Below are 20,306 nucleotides of genomic sequence, written 5' to 3' on the forward strand. Positions count from 1 at the left end.
CCGGACTGCCCTGCAAGGCTGAACCGGCCACTGACCTTTGAGGGCGCGCAGGTCTGGGACCTGGCGCAGCGCCTCGGCGGCCAGCTGCGCATCCTGCCCGGCGCGGTGATCGGCTGGGACATGGGCGCAGCGCTCAGCCTCGGCCGGGCGCTGGGCGTCCCGCCCCTGGCCATGGCCGAATTCCTGCCCGCCATCGAGGCGGTGATGGTGCGCCGCCTGAACGAAACCCTCGCCGCCGAGCGCGGCTGACCCTTCCACGAGGCAATCCCCATGGCCGAGAAGCGTGTATCCGTCCGCCTTGCGGCGGTGGGCGGCCGGCAGTTGCGTGCCGAACTGGAGGGTGTCGGCGAGGCCGGGGCCCGAGGCTTTGGCCGCCTGTCGCGCGAGATGGAGCTGGCCAACACCCGGCTCGCCGCCTTCGCGCGGCGCGCGCGGATCGCGGCCGCTGCGGCGGCGGGGGCGCTCGCGGCGGCGGCCACGGCGATGATCCGCTCGGGGCTATCAACTGTGGATGCGCAGGCCAAGCTCGCGGCCTCGCTCGACACGACGGTGGAGAGCATCCAGGTCCTCGAGCGCGCGGGCGATCTGGCGGGCGTGTCCATGGGACAGGTGGAACAGGCGACGGCGCAGCTGACGCGGCGGCTGAGTCAGGCCGCCGCCGGGGCGGGTCCGGCTACCGAAGCCCTGCGGCGTCTGCGGCTGTCGGCGGGAGAGCTGCAGGCCCTGCCGCTCGACCAACGCATCGCGCTGATCCAGGACCGGCTCGCGGAATTCGTGCCCGAGGCCGAGCGCGCGGCAGTCGCCTCGCAGCTCTTCGGAGACCGGGCGGCGCTCGTGTTCACGCGGATCGACACCGCCACGCTGCGGCAGGCTACGCAGGACGTGCGCGACTTCGGGGTGGTGGTCTCTGATCAGGACGCGCGCCAGATCGAACGGACCAATGACGCGATCTCGCGCCTCGGTCTGATCTGGCGCGGTCTGTCGAACCAGCTCGCGGTCGCCGCCGCCCCCGCGCTGGAAGCTGTCGCCAACGCCATGGCGGCGGTCGCGCGCACGACCGGGCCGCTCGGCATCGCGATCCGGACCCTGTTCGACAACCTCGGGCGGCTGGTCAGCATCGCGGGCACCTTCGCCGCCCTCATGGCCGGGCGCTGGGTTGCCGGGCTCGCGGCGGCCGCACTCTCGGTGCGGGGACTGGCCACGGCGCTCGTGGTCCTGCGCGGCGCGCTGATCCGCACCGGGATTGGTGCCCTGATCGTCGGCGCGGGGGAACTGGTCTATCAGTTCTCGCGCCTCGTCACGGGTGCGGGCGGCTTCGGCAACGCGCTGGAACTGATGGGCAATGTCGCCCGCGCGGTCTGGGACGGCATCAAGACCACCATGGGCTCGCTGGTCGACGATTTCCGGGCGTTGCGGGCGGATATCGAAAGCATCTGGACCCGCCTGATGGCCTTTCTCGCGGGGAAATGGGCCGATTTCCTCGGGATGATCGGCCCTACCTTCAACGCCGTGGCCGACCGGATCGGGGCGGACTTCCAGATCGACTGGTTCGGGGCGCAGTCCTGGGCCTCCATGCTCGACCACGCCGCCAGCAACGCGGGCACCATGGCCGAACGCTTCCGCCAGCGGGCGGCGGATACGCGCGCGGGGGCCTTCGACGGCGTGCGCGAGGCCGTCACCGCGCTGGTCGAGGCGGTGCGCGGCTCGGGCGAGGAAACCGAGGGCGCGCTGGACGCTGCTGCCGCTGGAGCCCGACGCGTGGCGGAGGCTCTGGACGAGGCGGAAACCTCGGCGGGCCGCGCGGGCGCTGCCGGGCGCGAGGCCGGAATCCAGACTGCCACCGGTGCCGAGGAAGCCGTGACCGGATGGCAAGCGGTCACTGCCGCGCTCGCCGACTATGCCGCAAGGGCCCGCGAGATCGGCGCCGATATCGGCCAGGCGCTGGTGGGCGCGTTTGGGGCGGCCGAGACTGCGGTTGCGGACTTCGTGCGCAAGGGCAAGCTCGACTTCCGGGATCTCGTGACCTCGATGATCGCCGATCTGGCGCGGCTCGCCGCGCGGCGCTTCATCCTCGGCCCGCTGGCGGGGCTGCTCGCGGGCGTCCTTGGCGGCGCGGGCGGCATGTTTGCCTCGGTTATGCACGCGGGCGGCGTGGTGGGCGCGTCCGGTCCCGGCCGGATGGTCCCTGCGCTGGCCTTCGCGGGTGCCCCGCGGATGCATTCCGGCGGCTGGGTTGGCCTCAAGCCGGACGAGGTGCCTGCCATCCTGCAGCGTGGCGAGCGGGTGCTCTCGCGCCGCGAAGCCGTCGGATATGGCGGTCGCGGCAGCGCGCCGAGCGTCAACGTCACCATCATGACCCGCGACGCCGAGAGCTTCCGCCAGTCCCGCACGCAAGTTGCCGCCGACATCGCCCGCGCGGTGTCGACGGGCCGACGCGGTCTTTGAGGATCCTGAGCATGGCGTTTCACGAGGTCCGGTTTCCGGACGCGATCAGCCGTGGCGCGCGCGGCGGGCCGGAACGGCGCACGCAGGTGGTGGAACTGGCGAGCGGCGACGAGGAGCGCAACGCCAGTTGGGCCAACTCCCGCCGCCGCTACGATGTCGCCTACGGCATCCGTCGCGCCGACGATCTGGCAGCGGTCGTGGCCTTCTTCGAGGCGCGCAACGGGCGCCTCCACGGCTTCCGCTTCAAGGACTGGGGCGACCACAAGTCCTGCCTGCCCTCGGGCACACCTTCGCCCCTGGACCAGCCGCTCGGCACCGGCGACGGGGTCAGGACCGCCTTTCCGCTGCTGAAGCGCTACGCCTCGGGTGGTCAATCCTGGACGCGCGCGATCACTAAACCTGTCGCGGGAACCGTCCGCGTGGCCCTCGGCGGCACCGAGCAGATCTCGGGCTGGTCCGTCGACACCACGACCGGCGTCGTCACCTTCGGCGCGGCCCCCGGCGCGGGCGTCCCCGTCACCGCGGGCTTCGAGTTCGACACCCCCGTCCGCTTCGACACCGACACGCTCGACGTGACGCTCGACCTCGAACGGCTGGGCTCCATCGCCTCCATTCCGCTTCTGGAGATCCGCAGATGAACGACAGCGGCAGCTTCATTCTTGGCGTGCTGCGCGATGTCGCGACCTCGGCGGCGGTCATCCTCGCCGCCTGGGGCGCGCTCGGCGGGGCGACGAACGCGCTGACCACCAAGATGCGCCTGCGCGATGCGATCCGGCACATCCTGCTCGGCGGTCTGATCGCGGCAGGGATGGGCAGCCTCTCGATGGCCATCGTCGCCCGCTGGCTCGACCTGCCGCCCGAGACGGTGGCGGCGGGCGGGGCCGCGGGCTCGGCCGCCTATCTCGTCGGTGTCTTCGGCCCGGCCTTCATCGAGGTCGCGCTCGCCCGCCTGCGCGGGCCCAGCGGGGGCAAGGACGATGCCTGAGCTCCTGCGTCTCGCGCGCCTGCTCCGCTGCGACAGCCCCAGCCCCGGGCACCGCTTCGCCCACCGCCTCCGCGTCGGCCTCGTCGTCGCGGGGCTGATCCTTCTCCTCTCGCTCCTGAGGTGATCCCATGCAGACGACGACCCGGACCACGGATCGCGGCCAGCTGGCCCTGATCCGGCACGAGGGCATCGTGCCCGGCCCCTATCTCGACGTGAAAAATGTCTGGACCTTCGGCATCGGCCACACGGCCGAGGCCGGACCGCCCGATCCAGCGCAGATGCCACGCGGCATGCCGGCCGACGTCGAGACCGGGATCCGCGAGTCCTTCCGGCTGTTCCGGTCGGACCTCGCCGCCTACGAGGCCGAGGTGCGCCGGGCGGTGAAGGTGACGCTCACGCCGCACGAGTTCGATGCGCTGGTGAGCTTCCACTACAACACCGGCGGCATCGCCAAGGCTGCGCTGACCCGGCATCTCAACGCGGGCGACCGTCAGGCGGCGGCCGAGGCCTTCCTGAACTGGCGCCGCCCCACGTCGATCATCCCGCGACGCGAGTCCGAGCGCGATCTCTTCCGCCACGGCCGCTATCCGGGTGGATCGATCCCCGTCTGGTCGGTCGACCGGAACGGCCGCGTCGATTTCTCCCGCCCGATCCGCCGTCTGAGCGAGACCGAGGCGCTGGCCTTCATGCGCCCGCAAGCCCCGCCTGTGGCGCCCCTCGCACCCCCTCAGCCCGCACCCCCGGCCAGCTGGCTCGCCCGGCTGGCCGCCGTCTTCGCCAACCTCACCCGGAGGGCCTGATCCCATGCGCTATATTCGTCCCCGCTCCCTGACCTGGTGGGCTGGCCTCATGGCCGTCGCCACCGGCACCGCCAACCTGGCGCTGCCCGCGACCGGCCCGCTCGCCGAGATCGCCCGACTGGTCACGCTGCTCGCAGGCTCCGGCGACGCCTCCCCGGCCGCGCTGATCGCGCTCGGCCTCGGCCTGATCGGCCTGCGCGACCGGCTTGAGCGCGGGTTCCACGGCCGTGATTGAGTTCCTCATCGGGATGGTCCTCGGCGGGATCATCGGCGTGATGGTCGTCGCGCTCTGCGTGGCAGCGTCGCGGAGGGATGGGACATGAAGACCCTGCCTCCTGCGCTTCAAGCCCATCTCGACGACGGGACGACGACGCTGGCGTGGTGCTGGCGCATCACGCGGGGCGATGGCATCAGCTTCGGCTTTACCGACCACGACCGGACGCTCAGCTTCGAAGGCACTGACTTCGAGCCCGAGAGCGGCTTCACGGCCTCGGAGGTTCGTGCGGGCTCGGACCTGTCGGTCGATGCGCAGGATGCCGAGGGCGTGCTGTCGTCGGACCGCATCACCGAGACCGACATCCTCGACGGGCGCTGGGACAATGCGGAGGTCGAGCTCTGGCGCGTGAACTGGTCGGCCCCGGCGCAGCGCGTACTCCTTCGGCGCGGGGCCATCGGCCAGATCCGGCGCGGGCGGCTGGCCTTCGTGGCCGAGGTTCGCAGCCTTTCGCATGTGCTGGCTCAGACCGTCGGTCGGACGTTCCAGGCGGGCTGCGACGCCGCGCTGGGTGATGCGCGCTGCGGGGTGAACCTGCAGGCGGCGGCGTTCCGGGGCACGGGCACAGTCACCGACCTGCTGCGGGACCGGGCCTTCACGGCCTCGGGGCTCGGTAGCTTCGCGGCGGGCTGGTTCACGCATGGCACGGTCGAATGGGCCTCCGGCGCCAATACCGGGCGGCGGGCGGAGGTGCTGTCGCATGATGTGGTCGATGGGCTGGCGATCCTGACACTGCTTGAGACTCCGGTGCGCCCTGTCGGTGAGGGCGACAGCTTCCTTGCCCGCGCGGGCTGCGACAAGCGGCTGGCCACCTGCAGCACGAAGTTTGGCAATGTCTCGAACTTCCGGGGCTTCCCGCATATCCCGGGCCAGGACACGATCCTGCGCTACGCCTCGCGCGATGGCCGCCATGACGGGGCGGTGCTGTGACAGCACCACGCGCCGTAGCCGATCCGGCGCTTGTCATTGCGGTGGCGCGCAACTGGCTCGGGACGCCCTACCACGACCAGGCCAGCCTGAAGGGCGTGGGCTGCGACTGCCTCGGCCTCGCACGCGGGGTCTGGCGGGAGGTGGTCGGCCCCGAGCCTTTCCCCATCCCGCCCTACAGCCGGGACTGGGGTGAGACCGGGCCACGCGAGGTTCTGGCAGAGGGTGCGCGCGCCATGATGATCGAGGTGGCGTCCACTGATGCCCCGCCCGGCGCGCTGGTCCTGTTCCGGATGATGCCGCGCGCCATCGCCAAGCATGTCGGGATCCTGACCGGTCCCGACCGCTTCCTCCATGCCTATGAGCGGCTCGGCGTGATCGAGGAACCGCTCACCCCCACCTGGCAACGGCGCATCGCCTTCGCCTTCCTGTTCCCCTCCGGAGACTGATCGCAGCCATGGCCACCCTCGTTCTCGGCGTCGTCGGCTCCAGCATCGGCATGGGCTTCGGCGGCGCGATCCTCGGCCTCTCGGGCGCGGCCATCGGCGGGCTGATCGGCTCGACCGTGGGGTCAGTCATCGACAGCTGGATCATCTCCTCGCTCGCGCCCACCCAGCGCATCGAGGGCGCGCGGCTTGAGAGCCTGCGCATCACTTCGTCCAGCGAAGGTACCGTGATCCCGCGCCTCTACGGGCGCATGCGGATCGGCGGCAACATCGTCTGGGCCACGGACTTCCGCGAGGAGACGCGCACCACCACCCAGCGAGGCGGCGGCAAGGGTGGCGGCGGCGGCAAGGTCCGGACGACGGAGTATCTCTACTATGCGTCGTTCGCCGTGGCGCTCTGCGAGGGACCGATCACGGGGATCGGGCGCATCTGGGCCGACGGCAAACCGCTCGACATGAGCGGCATCACGATGCGCTGGTACCCGGGCGACGAGGCGCAAGCGCCGGACCCGTTCATCGCGGTGAAGATGGGCGCAGGCAGCACGCCTGCCTATCGCGGCACCGCCTATGTCGTGTTCGAAGACCTGCCGCTCGGCGATTTCGGCAACCGCATCCCGCAGCTTTCCTTCGAGGTGTTCCGCCCGCTCGCCGATCCCGACACCGCCGAGGGACTGACCCGCGCCGTCACCATGATCCCGGCCTCGGGCGAGTTCACCTACGCCACGCAGGCGATCCGCAAGACCACAGGAGGTGCCTTCGGCGGCACGAGCGGCGGCACCACCACGGCCGAGAACCTGAACGCGCTGCCCGACACCGCCGACATGGTGGTGGCGCTGGATCGGCTGCAGGCCATGGCGCCGGCGGTCGAGAGTGTCAGCCTCGTCGTCGCCTGGTTCGGCACCGATTTGCGCGCGGGCAATTGCGCGATCAAACCGGGCGTCGAGGTGGCAGCAAAAGCCACGACCCCGCGGGTGTGGTCGGTCAATGGCGTCGGCCGCACCGCCGCGCATCTCGTGAGCCGGGACAGCGAGGACCGGCCCGTCTATGGCGGCACGCCCTCCGATTTCGCGGTGGTGCAGGCGATCCAGGAGATGAAGGCGCGCGGGCTCCGCGTGACCTTCTATCCCTTCATCCTGATGGATGTCCCGCCCGGCAACAGCCTGCCGAACCCCTACAGCGACAACGTTGCCCAGACGGGCCAGCCCGTGTTCCCATGGCGCGGGCGCATCACCTGCTCTCCGGCAGCAGGGTTCGCAGGCACGGTCGACAAGACCGCCACGGCCGCCACGCAGGCCTCGAGCTTCTTCGGCAGCGCGACCCCCGCCAACTTCTCTGTCTCGGGCGAGAGCGTCAGCTGGACTGGCCCAGCCGGTGACTGGGGCCTGCGCCGGATGATCCTGCACTACGCCCATCTCTGCGCCGCGGCCGGGGGTGTCGATGCCTTCCTGATCGGCTCCGAGATGCGCGGGCTGACCACCATCCGCTCGGGCACGTCCACCTATCCCGCCGTGCAGGCGTTTCGGGACCTGGCCGCCGCCGTGCGCGCGATCCTCGGCCCCACGACGAAGATCAGCTACGCCGCCGACTGGTCGGAGTATTTCGGCCACCAGCCGGGCGACGGCAGCAATGACGTGTTCTTCCATCTCGACCCGCTCTGGGCCGACGCCAACACCGACTTCATCGCCATCGACAACTACATGCCGCTGTCCGACTGGCGCGACGGCTATGAACACCTCGACGCACAGGCGGGTTGGCCCGCGATCCATGACCGGGGCTACCTGCAGGCGAACATCGCGGGCGGGGAAGGCTTCGACTGGTTCTATGCCTCGGAGGGGGACCGGTCGGCGCAGGTGCGTACGCCGATCAGCGATGGCAGCGCAGGCAAGCCGTGGGTGTTCCGCTACAAGGATCTCCGCGCCTGGTGGTCCGAGCCGCATTTCAACCGTCCGGGCGGGGTGGAAAGCGGCACGCCCACCGCATGGGTGCCGCAGTCGAAGCCCTTCTGGTTCACCGAGCTCGGCTGCCCCGCCATCGACCGGGGCACCAACCAGCCGAACGTCTTCTTCGACCCGAAGTCGTCCGAGAGCTTCACCCCGTACTTCTCCCGCGGCTGGCGCGACGACGCCATCCAGCGCGCCTATCTGGAGGCGACCTATCTCTGGTGGGGCGAGGCCGCGAACAACCCGCTGTCCCCGGTCTACGGCGGCCGGATGGTCCATGTCCCCGAATGCGCCGCCTGGACCTGGGACGCGCGGCCCTATCCGTTCTTCCCGGCGCTGACCGGCGTCTGGACCGATGGTCCCAACTGGCGCCTCGGCCACTGGCTGACCGGCCGGCTCGGGGCGGTCTCGCTCGCGGCCCTCGTCCGGCACCTCTGCCTGCGCGCCGGGATGCCGGCTCAGCGCATCGACGTCACCGGCCTCTGGGGGGCAGTCGAGGGCTATGTCATCGGCGCGCTGGAGTCCCCGCGCGCGTCCATCACCACGCTCGCGCGGCATTTCGGCTTCGATGCCGTCGAGACCGGCGGAGTGATCCGCTTCGTGATGCGCGGACGGGCTGCGGTGGCCGAGATCGGCTCTGATGACCTCGTCGCCGCCCCCGATCCCCGCGCCGAAGGGCTGGAGCTGACCCGCGCGCAGGAAACGGAACTGCCCCAGGCGCTGAAGTGGCAACTGGCCCGTGCCGACGAGGATTACGATGCGGCACAGGTCGAGGCGCAGCGCATCACCGTGTCCGCGAGCCGCATCGCCTCCGAGGCCTTCCCCATGGCGGTCGCGCCCGAGGAAGCCGAGCGCCGCTGCCGCCGCGCGCTGATGGAAGCCTGGATCGGGCGCGAGACCGCCAGCTTCCGCCTGCCGCCCTCGCGCCTGGCGCTGGACCCGGCCGATGTGATCCGGCTTGCCCACGACGGCCGCAGCCTCGACTTCCGGCTGCTGTCGAGCGCCGACGCCGAGGCGCGCGGGATCGAGGCGATCCGACAGGACCGCGCGGCCTATGACCTGCCGCCCGGCGATCCGCGACCTGCCACGCTCGCGCGCCCGCTGGTGCTGGCGGCCCCCGAGGTCGCCTTCCTCGACCTGCCGCAGCTGACCGAGGACCAGCCAGCCCACCGGCCCTTCCTCGCCGCCCATGCGCGCCCCTGGCCGGGCGAGCTTGCCGTCTTCCGCAGCCCCGGCAGCGACGGGTTCGAACTGCTGACCACAGTGCCCGCCCGCGCCCGCATGGGCGCACTGGCTTTCGATCTCTGGCCCGGCCCGGTCTCGCGCTTCGATCTCGGCAATGCCCTGACGCTCGACCTCTTCACCGGCTCGCTCGAAAGCGTCACCGATCTGGCCCTGTTCGGCGGGGCCAATGCGCTGGCGGTCGAGATCGCGCCCGGCGTCTGGGAAATCGTCCAGGCAGGCACGGCTGAGCTGATCGCGCCGGGACGGTACAGCCTGACCCGGCTCCTGCGGGGCCAGCGCGGGACGGAAGGGGCGATGGGCAATCCGGCTCCCGCCGGCGCGCGGGTCGTGGTGCTCGACAGCACGCTTGCGCCGCTGCCGATCGCGCTGGGCGACATCGGACTGCCTTGGAACTGGCGCGTCGGCCCGGCGACCCGACCGCCCTCGGACGAGACCTATGTGGCGAAGGCCTTCACACCTGCTGGCACCGGCCTGCGGCCCTTCGCGCCGGTCCATGTCGAACAGCCCTGGCGGCGGGCGCGGAGCCCCGGCGATCTCACGATCCGGTGGACCCGCCGCTCCCGCGCGCTCGAGGCCGATGCCTGGGAACAGGTTGAGGTGCCGCTTGGGGAAGAGGTCGAGGGCTACGAGGTCGAGATCCGAGACGGGGCGGCGGTAAAGCGGGTGCTGACCAGCGGCACGACCTCCGTTCTCTACACAGCCGCCCAGCAGACAACCGACTGGGGCTCACCGCTCGGCCCCGGCGACACGCTCGCGCTCCGCATCTTCCAGCTCTCCACCCGCCTCGGGCGCGGGGCACCGGCCAGCGTCACGCTGCAGTTCTGATCAGAGCCTTCGGGGATCCCCATGTCCGACACCACCACCCATCTCCTGCTGCCTTACATCCTGGCGGCGCAGGCCCAGAAGCACGTCACCCACAACGAGGCGCTGCGGCTGCTCGATGCCATGGTGCAGCTGGCCGTGCTGGACCGCACGCGCACCGCGCCGCCCGCAAGCCCTGCCGACGGCGATCGCTACATTGTCGGCTCGGGCGCGACCGGCGACTGGGCGGGCTGGGACCTGAACGTGGCGCTCTGGACGGACGGCGCCTGGCTGCGTCTGCCGCCGCGGATCGGCTGGCGCGCGTGGGTCGAGGACGAGGGGCTGCTGCTGGTCTATGACGGCGCAGGCTGGATCGGGACCACCCCGGACGTGCTGCAGAACATGGCGCTGCTCGGGGTCGGCACGACGGCCGATGCGTCGAACCCGTTCTCGGCCAAGCTCAACGCAGCACTCTGGACCGCGAGGACCGTGGCCGAGGGCGGCACCGGCGATCTGTTCTACACCATGAACAAGGAGGCCGCGGGCGACGACCTCGGTCTCACGCTGCAGACCGGCTTCGTCACCAAGGCGCTGGTGGGGCTCTTCGGCTCCGACCGCTTCCGCCTCGCGGTCTCCGCCGACGGCAGCACCTTCTTCGACGGGCTCAGCGTCGACAACGCCACCGGCATCGTCGATCAGCCCCGGCTGCCGCGGTTCAAGGCCTACACCAACTACGACAACTATGTCGGCGTCGGGACCTGGACGAAGATCGGCCTGAATAACACCGACTATAACGATCAGGGCGCTTTCGACGCCGCGAACAACCACTTCGTGGCGCCCGTCGACGGCACCTACCTCTTCGGTGCGACGCTGCTCTACAAGATCAACGCCAGCGCCACGGCCCGTATGCGCGGGCGGCTGGTGCTGAACGGCGCGACCGAAATCCGCGGCTCCCTCGGCGAAATCTCCGCCACCCACGTCTCGCTCGCGACTGCGATCTGGCTGCAGACCATGGTGCCGCTCACAGCGGGCGATACCGTCGAGCTGCAGGGGTATTTCCGGGTCGCGGACGGCTACTTCGCCGCCGATCACACGTCCTTCTGGGGCTGCAAGGTCGGCTGAGCGCAACATCCGGACCGAGGTCCGGCTCAGGAGGGCTGCTAAACTTCCGCGCCGATTTCTATCTGATCTTCGTCAGACAGCAGCCAGGTCGACAGCAGTTCGGCCGAAGCGGCAACTTGATCCGGCTTCCGCAGTGCGCATTCCCACACCGTTGCCACGCGCCATCCACCGTCCAGAAGCGTCGTACGAACGGTGCGGTCCCGAGCTACGTTCGCGTCGAACTTTGCACGCCAGAACTCCGGCCGGGTTGCCGGGACGGTCGCGTAGCGGCACCCCTTATGTCGATGCCAGAAGCAACCATGCACGAACACCACGGCGCGGTGCTTCGGAAGGACAAGGTCCGGTCGACCGTGAACCTTGCCGGAATGAAGCCGGAAGCGAAAACCGCGCGCGTGCAATGCCCGCCTGAGAGCCAGCTCGGGCTTGGTGTTCTTTCCCCTGATCCCCGACATCATCCGGGAACGGGTCTGCTGGTCCACGATATCGGTCACATCCGTCCTGGTTTTCGTCCCTGAACCTGGTATACACCGGCTGAATGAAATTCGTCAGGAGCCTGATTTGCCTTCCACTTTCGGCATTGTCGATCTGTTCGCCGGTCCGGGCGGACTTGGCGAGGGGTTCGCTTCCCTCGTCGAGGACGGCCATGCGCCGTTCCGGATCGGCATTTCGGTCGAGAAGGAGGCGTCGGCCCATCGGACCCTGACGCTGCGTGCCTTTCTGCGCGAGTACCGTGCACGTCATGGCGTCTTGCCGAAAGAGTTCATCGATTTCCATGCCGGGCTGGCATCCGAACCGGACTGGTCAGCCGTCGATGCCGAAGCGTGGCAGCATACCATCGACGAAGCCCGGGCGCTCGAGCTCGGCACCGGGGCTGCTGCGACCGCCATAGATGGCGCCATCGCGACGCTGAAGGCAAAGTACGACGACACGATCCTGATCGGCGGCCCGCCCTGTCAGGCCTATTCCCTGGTGGGGCGCGCCCGCTCCAGAGGCAAGGTCGGTTACGTCCCGGAGGAGGATGCGCGCCACTACCTCTTTCGCGAGTACATCCGGGTTCTCGACAAGCTTCGCCCCGCCGCCTTCGTGATGGAAAACGTGAAGGGCATGCTTTCGTCCACCGTCGAGAGCCGACTTGTCTTCGAGATGCTGATGGAGGATCTCTCCTCGCTTGGCACGGGTCACGCCCATCACTACGAACTTCGTGCCGTCGGGGTCGAGGATGGAAAGGCCAGCCTGCAGGAGGCGGCACAGCCTTCGGATTTCATCGTGCGCGCCGAGGCGTTCGGAGTCCCGCAGCGTCGCCACAGGGTGATCATCATCGGCATCCGTTCGGACCTCGCAGGACGGGCCGCCGATGCGGAGATCGCTGTATCCGGGATGGCGCGGACTGTCCGCGATGTCATCGAAACGATGCCCGCCTTGCGAAGCGGCATCAGCCGCGGGCGCGACGACGCCGTTGCCTGGCGAGGAGAAGTCCTCGACGCCGCGAAGCTGTTGGCCGGCATCTCCAAGGGGAAGGAGAACCGTGCGCTCCGTGAAGCGTTCCTGACCGTTTCAGAGCGAATGAAGGACAGCTCGCCAACCGTTCGGGCTTCATCACGGTTACCCGACGGCTATGGCACTTCGAACGATGAGTTGTTGCAGTGGATCGAGCGACCGGAACTTCGCGCGATTGCCCAGCACGAGACGCGCGGACACATGGCCTCGGATCTGGGCCGCTATCTGTTTGCTGCCGTGTTCGGGACCGTCCGTGGTTACAGCCCGAAGGCTGCTGAATTTCCCTTGGTGATCAGCCCAGATCACCGCAACTGGCACAGCGGTGTCTTCAACGACCGCTTCCGGGTTCAGCTGGCCGACGAGGCATCGACCACGGTCACGAGCCACATCTCGAAAGATGGCCACTACTTCATCCATCCCGATCCGATCCAGTGCCGCAGCCTGACCGTTCGCGAGGCGGCCCGCCTGCAGACCTTCCCCGACGACTACCTATTTCTCGGCAACCGCACACAGCAGTATGTCCAGGTCGGAAACGCCGTGCCGCCGTTTCTTGCAAGGAAGATCGCTGCGCTAGTGCTATCTACGCTGAAACGGTGAAAACCACCCATATGTAGTGACGGGCTCCAGGCCAGAATCTGCGACGACGCCGATGTCAGGCATCATGATTATCGCAGCTCTTGGATTGAACCCCGCGGAACAGGGAATTCAGCGGATCGAACCTTCGCCCACGTGTCCGCACGCTTCGCAACCTCCGAAATCTGCTGGCCCGGAGCGATCCTGTTGAACTCGGCGTTCACGACAACGGCCCAGTCCCAGAGCAGGTCCCGCAGACCAGCTGAAATCCCTTGCCGCATCCAGATCTGCTCGAGGTCGAGCTTGTCGCCAAGTCGGTCAGCGACCACCGAAACGACGTATGTGGCGATGTTCACCCATCCTTGGCGGAACACCTCCTTAGCCTCCTTCGTCTTGATCATGCTTTCAATTGCCTTGAACAGAATGACCTTGGCGATCATCGCCCGATACCAGCGGGCATCGAGTGGGCTGGGCACAATGGTCGGATCGTCATCGAGAGCAGCCATGAAGGCCGCGAAGTTCTTCTCGCCAGCCATGGCGACCTGGTTCGGCTTGCAGCGCCACGCTTCATGGTACTTGGCGATGTCGTTTTTGGTCAGCTTGCGTTTCGGCGGGATCATCTCCTTCAGGTTTCGCCTTTTGGCCGGCGTCGTGCCTTCTCTCAGAAGCATGACGTTGTAGGCGCCAGCTGCGCGCTCGTAGAACCATCGCGTTGCACCGTCAGGGCACCACGTGTCGTTCGCGAGTTTCTCAAGCTCTCGATGGAACGGGCGGTTTGCCGACAGGTCGGACATTTTCACCGCGTTCTGACTGTTCGCATAGCGGGACACGTTGCTGATCAGTCTCTCGCGCGCTTCGTCCTGCGATCCCTTGAGGATGATGATCTTGGCCGGGACCATGACGTGGCTCAGATCGATGGTGCGATCATCGCGGGATGAGAAGTAGATGGTCGAGGTCGTCTGGCCGCCGTTCACGATCTGCAGACCCTTCAGGAAGGACAGGCCCAGATTCCCGTCCTCAGTCCGCTCGAAGGCCGCTTCGTCGCAGACAAGCACGAGGCCATTGTTGAAGGCGAGGAAGTGCTCCGGTTCCTTTCGCAGCGTTTCGACGATGCCCTTGTTGACCGCGCGCTTGTTCCCCAGAAAGGTGCGGATATTGGCTTCGAGCAGGGTCGTCCCGTAGCGCAGATAGAGATCCCGGATGAGCTGCCCGGGAATGGCAGTAAGGGCATACTCGTAGTCAGCATCAGGGTCTGGGACATGTACGCAGGGAAGCGCCCGACCGATCGACTGGACGAAACTCACGGCCAGCTCGTCTCGCGGTTTGCCCTCAGTGTGGCGGAACAGCCTCTCCATATCCATGGCCTCGACGGCCACCATCTTCTGGTGAACCTCTTTGTTCGAGAACCGCTTGGTCTTGGTCTTGCCATCGGTGATCACGAACACACGAAGTCGGTCGATGTCGCCCCAGCGAGAACGAATGGTCGCAACCAGATCCCTGACCGGATGCGTCGGATCGATCCTTGCATCGAGGTTGCCGCTTGCCGCTCGAAACAGAAAGCGAACGCCTTCGCTTGCGGTTGCGGTGGCATCCGAGTCCCTGAGATCGTTCAGTTCTTCGGTCCCGAAATAGTGGGTCACGAAGAGGTCGAGAGCCGTTTCATCGGAGCTGAGCGCATAGCCCGTAATGCGGAGTTTCGCGTTGCCGACCTTGCCGCTCCAGTGACAAACGGTTGGTGCCTCGCAGATCCCGGTTTCTGCGACATGCTCCATGACCATTTCCGCAAAGACGAGCTCATCCGAAGGAAAGGGGCCTTCGCCGGCCTCTACGCGCTCGGCGATGATGGTCTGCAGATCGGAACGAAAGTTGCGGTGAAAATCATCGAGGCTCATGTCAATCCAGTCCAAATTCGTTGATCAACTCCGAAAGTCCGATCGAGGGAACTTCGAGCGCGTCGAGGTCGAGCACATAGGCAGCTGAGCGGATGGCAGCTGGAAGCGCCGCGCGCGTGAGACGCGGCATGTCACCTTCCGCGCGGAACGCCCTTGCGTCCTTCAATGTCAGCGTGCGCCCGTAGAGCGCTGCATGCTCGTCGAGGTACCCCATCACCATGAGCAGTGCTTCGAACCCGCGTTGCACTCCGGCCAGTCCGAACCTCTCTCGGAGTTCAGTCACAAGACTGACGAGCGAGATCCCATCGGTGGTTTCCTCGAAGCGGAAGGCGCACAGGAAGATCGGCGCCCGGTCACCATCCAGCTGTTCGATGCTGTTGATCCGCGCGAGGAAACTGCCGGTGCGGATCGTGCTCTTCACCTCTACAGCGCCCCCCCGAACGTGGAAGTCCTGCGCCGCTCGCAACGGTCCCTGCCAGCAGTCGAGAGCACCCGCCCCAAGGGAAGTGTCGGCCAGCAATCTGAGCATCCAAAGCTCGCCGAGAAGGCCGATCTGCGCGTCGGACGAAAGAGGGCGGTGTGATCGGGCCATGAAAGCCTGCCACTCCCTGACCCGCTCGAGGAACGCCTCCATAACGTCGCGGCCCGCGCCGTTGGCGGCAGTCTCCAGCGCTCTCAAGACATCCACGACCATGATGGCGAAGATGTCGGGTGAGCCCTCTGGCCGCCTGACGAGAGCAATCGCCGTCTTGCCTGCGAATACGGTCTGCCCCTCGATGCAGGCGACGTCGAAGCCCTTGCCTTCAGGAAGCCTTGCTGGGTTCACCGGCCAAGATCCCGGAAAGGAGACGATCAGCGCCTCCCGCCCGAGTGGAAACTGACAACCCGCCTCAACCGAGACCGCGCCCATATCGGTGAGATGTACAAACCGCCAGTCTTCCGCCGCTTCCTGTCGCGCGAGCGCTCGCCAGGCACGAGCAATCCCCTCTTCAGTCCACCCAGTCATTGAGGCCCCCCCACAGTACGCTGTTGGCAATGTACCTCGAGTTGGAGACCCTTCTCTCGGAAGTGCTTGACGGAAAACTGATTGCCCAGGCCACGACGGGATCGGCATCCTTCAGTTCATCGACACCCGCACCCTCGGGATCGAGCAGATAGAGCATGAGAAGGCCTCGTTCCCGACGAGTCGGAATGCCCGCTTCGGCGACGCCTTCCCCGAGTACGTGACGGATCTGTGGGCCTCTCGGTTCGGACGGCGGCTCCTTGCCTTCGTTTCGATCCGTGTCGTTGCGCCAGGTCTTCTGGCTGAGTTCGAGCGCTGCCTTCCATTCCGCCTCGGTCAGATCGATGGCCTGATCGCGAGGCGAGATCAGGGTCTTGATCGAGTATCGATCGGTATGTTCGGTGGTGCGCTTGCGCTGGAGCATGTTGATCGAGCAACCGCCTACTTTGCGGTGCTTGTCGTCCGGACCGCTGTCCTTCCCGATCAGCGCGACGGTCCAGCTCGTGAGCTCGCGATCCTTGTTCATTTCCTCGATGAAGTCCGCAATCAGCGGACTCATGATCCTGAAGCTGGCGGAGTGGGTCCTGTAGTCCCGCAGAAACGAGATGACGTTCAGGGCTGACACATTCCGCCAGAGGTGACCGTTCCACTTCTGACCTTGTGGAACGAAATGCTGATCGTTCAGATCCGTCGATGGACCGAGTGCGCTGATGAACCGATCCGTGGCATTGAAGTTTGCAGTGATGTCCTCCTTGCGGTTGGGAAACACGATGGTCTGCAAAAGGTCGCCCGAGTAGGTCAGCTGCATCGCGCGAGCGTTTCTCATCTTGGCCCGAGAAGTCACCGTCAGCACGGAATGCGATTTCACCCGCAGACCGAACTGTTTTGGCGTAGCGCCGGCCGCGACCATGTTGTCAAACTCCTGGCGGAGCTCTTCTGCGGCATCGGCGATGTGGCCGAACCACTCCACCATTTCCTGCGATGTGTAGAGGCGGCAGACATCGAGGTAGCCGTCGCGATAGCCGAACCATCGCCCCATCTGCATTAGCGTGTCGTACATGCGTGCGGTTCGAAGGAAGTAGCTCGTGCAGAGACCCTCGAGCGTCAGACCACGCGCCAGCTTGTCGCCGCCGATGGCAATCACCTTCAGGCCGGTGCCATCATTTTCGGCGTAGTCGAGTGCGTCCTTGGCCGTGCCGTTGATCTCGCGGACGCGAATGTCGGACAGTACGTCGGGGAGGACGGCACGAATGTCGGCCCACGGGAAGTCCTCTAGCGTTTCACCCTCGACGAGGGCGGAACGGATCCCCTGCATCCCTCGCAGAAAGGTTTCCTGATACTCCGTGCGCATGGACGCCTCGAGGTTCTCGAGCTCGATGCCGCGGATGTAGCGGCCCTTCAGATCTCGCACGTACTCTGCGACCTGGTTGACGACGGCGTTCTGCACCGAGGTGAAGCGGGTAACGTGGATGAGCATCGAGGAGTGTTTGCTGCCCTGTCCGCGCAGCTTCCTCACGGCACAGGCATAGACGAATGAGCGGATCGCTTCTGCAAGCGAGTCCGGCACACGGTCATCCCCCTGCCATCGCGGCCGGTAGCCGTTCTTGTGTCGTGGCGGCATCCACGGCTGGAACTCATCGTCCGCAAGCGGGCGCACCAGAGGCAGGTCTTCCGGCGTGCTGGAAGCTGATCCGAAGACACGACCCGGTCCGACATAATTCGATGGCGCCGCAAGGCTGGTGATGAAGGCTGCGGGGAAGAGGTCCGGTCCGTGCTCCTGAGTCTCCCCGCGGTCATGAATGAAGATGTTCGCAAAGGGTGTCGCCGTGTAGCCGACATAAGCCTTCCGCGAGAAATGGTGGAGGATCGACCGGATCAACCTGTTGATCGTCTTGGGCTCGTGTTCGAGATCCGGGTTGCCGAACTCGTCCACGACATCTTCACCGGTGTCGACAGATCCGTGATCGGACTCGTCGTCGATCACCATGAGAGGCAGGTTGGTGACGAGTTTGCGACCTGTTTCGGGGTCGACGTGATTGGCCACACGGTTGCGGATCCAGTGCAGCAGGCGCTCCAGCACCGTCTTGTTCTTCTTGACGACGAACAACCACGGTCGCTGTTCTGGGCTGATGTTCATCTTCGCGGCAACGGCCGTGTTGAAGTCGCCCTTGTCGCTCCGATTCGTTGCAGCATTGGGACGGACCGACATGTCCTTGTCGATCAGTCCGACCCCCACTGCTGGGAGCTCGTCAGCATCCGCGATGGTGGCAAAACCGAGAAACCCCTCGTCCAGGCGGATCTGGGTCTGTGCTCTGAGGTTGTTGTGCAGGCCGGCGAGCACGATGATGATCTTGTATCCAGCGTCGGCGGCCTTGCAGATCAGTCCGGTATAATTGCCTGTCTTCCCCGACTGAACGTGGCCAACGACCAGTCCGCGACGATCCCAGGCGCCTTCCCGGGTCGGGTCCTCGAGCTGTGAGAGGACTTCGTCAGTGGCGACGTCGAGCGCGTCGAGGGCTGTCCAGGGGATGCGCGCTTCCATGTACTCCGAGTAGCGCTGCCAATAGGTCCAGCCCTTCTTTCTTTCTGCATCAAGCCAGGCAACATGGTCCTCACCGCTCGACAGGGTGGCGTTCTCGCCCACCGTGCGGCTTGACCGGCGGATCAGTTCGTCAACGAGCGCGTCCCGATCAACAAGGGCGAAATCGTCCTCCATCATGATCGACAGCTTGGTCAGCTCCTTCTCGATCATTTCCGGAGTGACAGGGCTCTGAGCGCGTTCCGCAGCAAGGCGGAGCATGTTCTGGGCCATGGAAAGGATTGAATCGAAGGCCTTCTGGTTTGAAATCGTCATTGCGTGTCTTTCGCTTCAAGGGCTGCAACCAGGCCGAGGTGCCGGTCGAATGGGGGCGTGCGACCGAGCCGCTCGCGCGCCTCGGTCGGGCTGAGCCCGCGGAACTTCACCAGTGCTTGAAACATCGAGGACAGGGTCTCCATCACCTCGTTGTCAGCCGCTCCGGCGAAACCAGTTCTCGGCGTCTCCTTGTCTTCCGCCGTATCCAGCCAGATACGCTGCACGGGCACTGTCTCCTCGATCAGCCTCAGAAGAGCGAGGATGTCGGGCTTGAGTGGCCCGGCGCGATCGAGGATCGAGGCGACAAGATCATGGTCACGAGCGATCCGGTAAGACGTTCCTTGTGCCGAACGCCGCACTTGCCAGGCTTCGGCGACCGCGTTCGGGCGCGTGCCTGAGGCCGGGGTCACGTGTCCCCGGTGGGCGAAGACCCGCCGCGCCGTGTCGCGTGTTTCTGTTGCGAGACGATGAAGCTGGGATCGCAGGCGCACCGGGGGGCTGGCCGTTGATTTCAGGACATTGATCTTCCAATCGGCATCCGCGCTGTTCGGTATGTCGAGCCGGATACGAGCGAGCCTGTGAGCTTCATCGCGCGGCCATGGCTTGCCGCCATCGCCGAGGCCAAGCCAACCCCCAGCGAGAAGGAGACGCTTGTTGCGGTAGACGTAGAAGCCCTCCTGCTGCGTCCATCCTCCGGGCCCCGCCGCCGCTTCCTGTTCGGCAGGCTTGAGCATGTCGCGATGCGGAAGGACGTGGCATTGCACGGTCACACCGGTGGTGTGGAGGATCCGATACTCGGGGCTTTCGAGCGCCTTGCCGGGATGACCGATGAGGTACGGATCCCAAGGCTTCAATCCTCTGCCATTAAGAGTCAGGCGCAGCATGGGCAGTTGGCCATCGAGGAGCCGGTGAAAGGTCATTGCAAGATGCGCTTCCACGCGATCCGCGAGCTCGATCATGTCGGTGCCCGTGAAGCCATCGGTCACGATGCGGTCCAGTTTCTCCCAGAGTACGACGGTGCCGTGGGCCATCTTGTTCAGCGGCGCGAGCAGATGCTCTGATCCCGGCGCCGGCCCCTCGAAGAGCGGCCAATCGGCCCCGGGTTCCTGACCGATAAGATCGAGGTCCCAGCGCAAGCAGACGACCGGTCCACCTTCCTTCCGACTGGCGACGGTCAGGCGACGAGCCTGAGAGAAGCTGGCCGTCTTCAGGCCCAGCCCGAAGCGCCCAAGGTCAGTGGCGGCGCGTTCAGCCCTCGGATCGCGAGCGCCAAGGCGCATGCCTGCCTCCAGAGCCGCGTCGTCCATGCCTTCACCTTCATCGACAATTCTTACCCAGCTCTCTGGACCGGCCCACTCAAGATGAACGGCGACGTCGCGCGCATTTGCGGCGATGGAATTGTCGACCAGATCGGCCAGTGCGGTGGGAGGCGCGTAGCCGAGTCCACGAAGGGACTCGAGCATCGACCCGGCATGAGGAGGAGCATTTCTTACACCCATCCC

17 protein-coding genes are annotated in these 20,306 nt (G+C 66.6%); 12 read left to right on the forward strand and 5 right to left on the reverse strand.

Features of this window, described 5'->3' with window-relative positions; translation table 11 throughout:
- From G8O29_RS16875 to G8O29_RS16920, 11 genes are all read left to right on the forward strand, one after another.
- On the forward strand, positions 1 to 249 hold a 249-nt coding region (locus G8O29_RS16875; protein ID WP_242679156.1), incomplete at its 5' end, for a DUF7697 family protein.
- Positions 250 to 270: 21 nt separating this feature from the next.
- Positions 271 to 2,445, forward strand: a complete 2,175-nt coding sequence (locus G8O29_RS16880) for a phage tail tape measure C-terminal domain-containing protein (protein WP_166404393.1) — start codon at positions 271 to 273, stop codon at positions 2,443 to 2,445.
- An 11-nt stretch (positions 2,446 to 2,456) separates the two neighbouring features.
- On the forward strand, positions 2,457 to 3,083 hold the full coding sequence (locus tag G8O29_RS16885) for a DUF2460 domain-containing protein (RefSeq protein ID WP_166404394.1): 627 nt from the start codon (positions 2,457 to 2,459) through the stop codon (positions 3,081 to 3,083).
- Positions 3,080 to 3,430: a hypothetical protein gene (locus tag G8O29_RS16890; protein WP_166404395.1), complete on the forward strand. Its 351-nt coding sequence runs from the start codon at positions 3,080 to 3,082 to the stop codon at positions 3,428 to 3,430. Before G8O29_RS16885 ends, G8O29_RS16890 begins: the two co-directional genes overlap by 4 nt.
- Complete coding sequence (locus tag G8O29_RS18750; RefSeq protein WP_302848587.1) at positions 3,423 to 3,554, forward strand: hypothetical protein; 132 nt, start codon at positions 3,423 to 3,425, stop codon at positions 3,552 to 3,554. The genes G8O29_RS16890 and G8O29_RS18750 overlap by 8 nt, the downstream gene beginning before the upstream one ends.
- A 4-nt stretch (positions 3,555 to 3,558) precedes the next feature.
- Positions 3,559 to 4,230 (forward strand): lysozyme, encoded by a 672-nt coding sequence (locus G8O29_RS16895; protein WP_166404396.1) that lies wholly within the window; start codon positions 3,559 to 3,561, stop codon positions 4,228 to 4,230.
- A 49-nt stretch (positions 4,231 to 4,279) separates the two neighbouring features.
- Entirely contained in the window at positions 4,280 to 4,465 is a 186-nt protein-coding gene (locus tag G8O29_RS16900; RefSeq protein ID WP_166404397.1) for a hypothetical protein, read from the forward strand.
- 84 nt (positions 4,466 to 4,549) lie between these two features.
- Positions 4,550 to 5,434 carry a phage/gene transfer agent baseplate hub protein gene (locus tag G8O29_RS16905; protein WP_166404398.1) on the forward strand — a complete coding sequence of 295 codons (885 nt, stop codon included), beginning with the start codon at positions 4,550 to 4,552 and terminating at the stop codon, positions 5,432 to 5,434.
- A complete protein-coding gene (locus G8O29_RS16910) occupies positions 5,431 to 5,880 on the forward strand; it encodes an NlpC/P60 family protein (protein ID WP_166404399.1) in 450 nt (149 codons plus the stop codon). The genes G8O29_RS16905 and G8O29_RS16910 overlap by 4 nt, the downstream gene beginning before the upstream one ends.
- An 8-nt stretch (positions 5,881 to 5,888) precedes the next feature.
- On the forward strand, positions 5,889 to 9,887 hold the full coding sequence (locus tag G8O29_RS16915; protein WP_166404400.1) for a baseplate multidomain protein megatron: 3,999 nt from the start codon (positions 5,889 to 5,891) through the stop codon (positions 9,885 to 9,887).
- A gap of 21 nt (positions 9,888 to 9,908) precedes the next feature.
- Positions 9,909 to 10,985 carry a DUF2793 domain-containing protein gene (locus tag G8O29_RS16920; RefSeq protein ID WP_166404401.1) on the forward strand — a complete coding sequence of 359 codons (1,077 nt, stop codon included), beginning with the start codon at positions 9,909 to 9,911 and terminating at the stop codon, positions 10,983 to 10,985.
- 38 nt (positions 10,986 to 11,023) lie between these two features.
- Here the strand turns inward: G8O29_RS16920 and G8O29_RS16925 are convergent, their stop codons facing one another.
- Positions 11,024 to 11,476: a very short patch repair endonuclease gene (locus tag G8O29_RS16925; protein WP_166404402.1), complete on the reverse strand. Its 453-nt coding sequence runs from the start codon at positions 11,474 to 11,476 to the stop codon at positions 11,024 to 11,026.
- Between the two features lie 67 nt (positions 11,477 to 11,543).
- Here G8O29_RS16925 and G8O29_RS16930 point away from each other — a divergent pair, with 67 nt between their 5' ends.
- Positions 11,544 to 13,079: a DNA cytosine methyltransferase gene (locus G8O29_RS16930; RefSeq protein ID WP_207623941.1), complete on the forward strand. Its 1,536-nt coding sequence runs from the start codon at positions 11,544 to 11,546 to the stop codon at positions 13,077 to 13,079.
- 68 nt (positions 13,080 to 13,147) lie between these two features.
- Here the strand turns inward: G8O29_RS16930 and G8O29_RS16935 are convergent, their stop codons facing one another.
- From G8O29_RS16935 to G8O29_RS16950, 4 genes are read right to left on the reverse strand one after another with little or no spacing between them, the layout of a single operon-like run.
- Positions 13,148 to 14,947: an AIPR family protein gene (locus G8O29_RS16935; RefSeq protein WP_036731434.1), complete on the reverse strand. Its 1,800-nt coding sequence runs from the start codon at positions 14,945 to 14,947 to the stop codon at positions 13,148 to 13,150.
- Position 14,948: 1 nt separating this feature from the next.
- Positions 14,949 to 15,953: a PD-(D/E)XK motif protein gene (locus tag G8O29_RS16940; protein WP_166404404.1), complete on the reverse strand. Its 1,005-nt coding sequence runs from the start codon at positions 15,951 to 15,953 to the stop codon at positions 14,949 to 14,951.
- Positions 15,937 to 18,804: a Z1 domain-containing protein gene (locus tag G8O29_RS16945; RefSeq protein WP_166404405.1), complete on the reverse strand. Its 2,868-nt coding sequence runs from the start codon at positions 18,802 to 18,804 to the stop codon at positions 15,937 to 15,939. The genes G8O29_RS16940 and G8O29_RS16945 overlap by 17 nt, the downstream gene beginning before the upstream one ends.
- The gene (locus G8O29_RS16950) at positions 18,801 to 20,267 is read right to left on the reverse strand and encodes an ATP-binding protein (RefSeq protein ID WP_242679157.1); all 1,467 of its coding nucleotides are present in this window, start codon (positions 20,265 to 20,267) and stop codon (positions 18,801 to 18,803) included. The genes G8O29_RS16945 and G8O29_RS16950 overlap by 4 nt, the downstream gene beginning before the upstream one ends.
- Positions 20,268 to 20,306: the final 39 nt, after the last annotated feature.

This window comes from Rhodobacter calidifons, assembly GCF_011174775.1.
In the GTDB taxonomy this organism is placed as follows: Bacteria; Pseudomonadota; Alphaproteobacteria; order Rhodobacterales; family Rhodobacteraceae; genus Tabrizicola; species Tabrizicola calidifons.

Coding starts and splice junctions, on each gene's coding strand:
- G8O29_RS16880 (WP_166404393.1), top strand. CDS start 271: ATGGCCGAGAAGCGTGTATCCGTCCGCCTTGCGGCGGTGGGCGGCCGG.
- G8O29_RS16885 (WP_166404394.1), top strand. CDS start 2,457: ATGGCGTTTCACGAGGTCCGGTTTCCGGACGCGATCAGCCGTGGCGCG.
- G8O29_RS16890 (WP_166404395.1), top strand. CDS start 3,080: ATGAACGACAGCGGCAGCTTCATTCTTGGCGTGCTGCGCGATGTCGCG.
- G8O29_RS18750 (WP_302848587.1), top strand. CDS start 3,423: ATGCCTGAGCTCCTGCGTCTCGCGCGCCTGCTCCGCTGCGACAGCCCC.
- G8O29_RS16895 (WP_166404396.1), top strand. CDS start 3,559: ATGCAGACGACGACCCGGACCACGGATCGCGGCCAGCTGGCCCTGATC.
- G8O29_RS16900 (WP_166404397.1), top strand. CDS start 4,280: ATGGCCGTCGCCACCGGCACCGCCAACCTGGCGCTGCCCGCGACCGGC.
- G8O29_RS16905 (WP_166404398.1), top strand. CDS start 4,550: ATGAAGACCCTGCCTCCTGCGCTTCAAGCCCATCTCGACGACGGGACG.
- G8O29_RS16915 (WP_166404400.1), top strand. CDS start 5,889: ATGGCCACCCTCGTTCTCGGCGTCGTCGGCTCCAGCATCGGCATGGGC.
- G8O29_RS16920 (WP_166404401.1), top strand. CDS start 9,909: ATGTCCGACACCACCACCCATCTCCTGCTGCCTTACATCCTGGCGGCG.
- G8O29_RS16935 (WP_036731434.1), bottom strand. CDS start 14,947: ATGAGCCTCGATGATTTTCACCGCAACTTTCGTTCCGATCTGCAGACC.
- G8O29_RS16940 (WP_166404404.1), bottom strand. CDS start 15,953: ATGACTGGGTGGACTGAAGAGGGGATTGCTCGTGCCTGGCGAGCGCTC.
- G8O29_RS16945 (WP_166404405.1), bottom strand. CDS start 18,804: ATGACGATTTCAAACCAGAAGGCCTTCGATTCAATCCTTTCCATGGCC.
- G8O29_RS16950 (WP_242679157.1), bottom strand. CDS start 20,267: ATGCTCGAGTCCCTTCGTGGACTCGGCTACGCGCCTCCCACCGCACTG.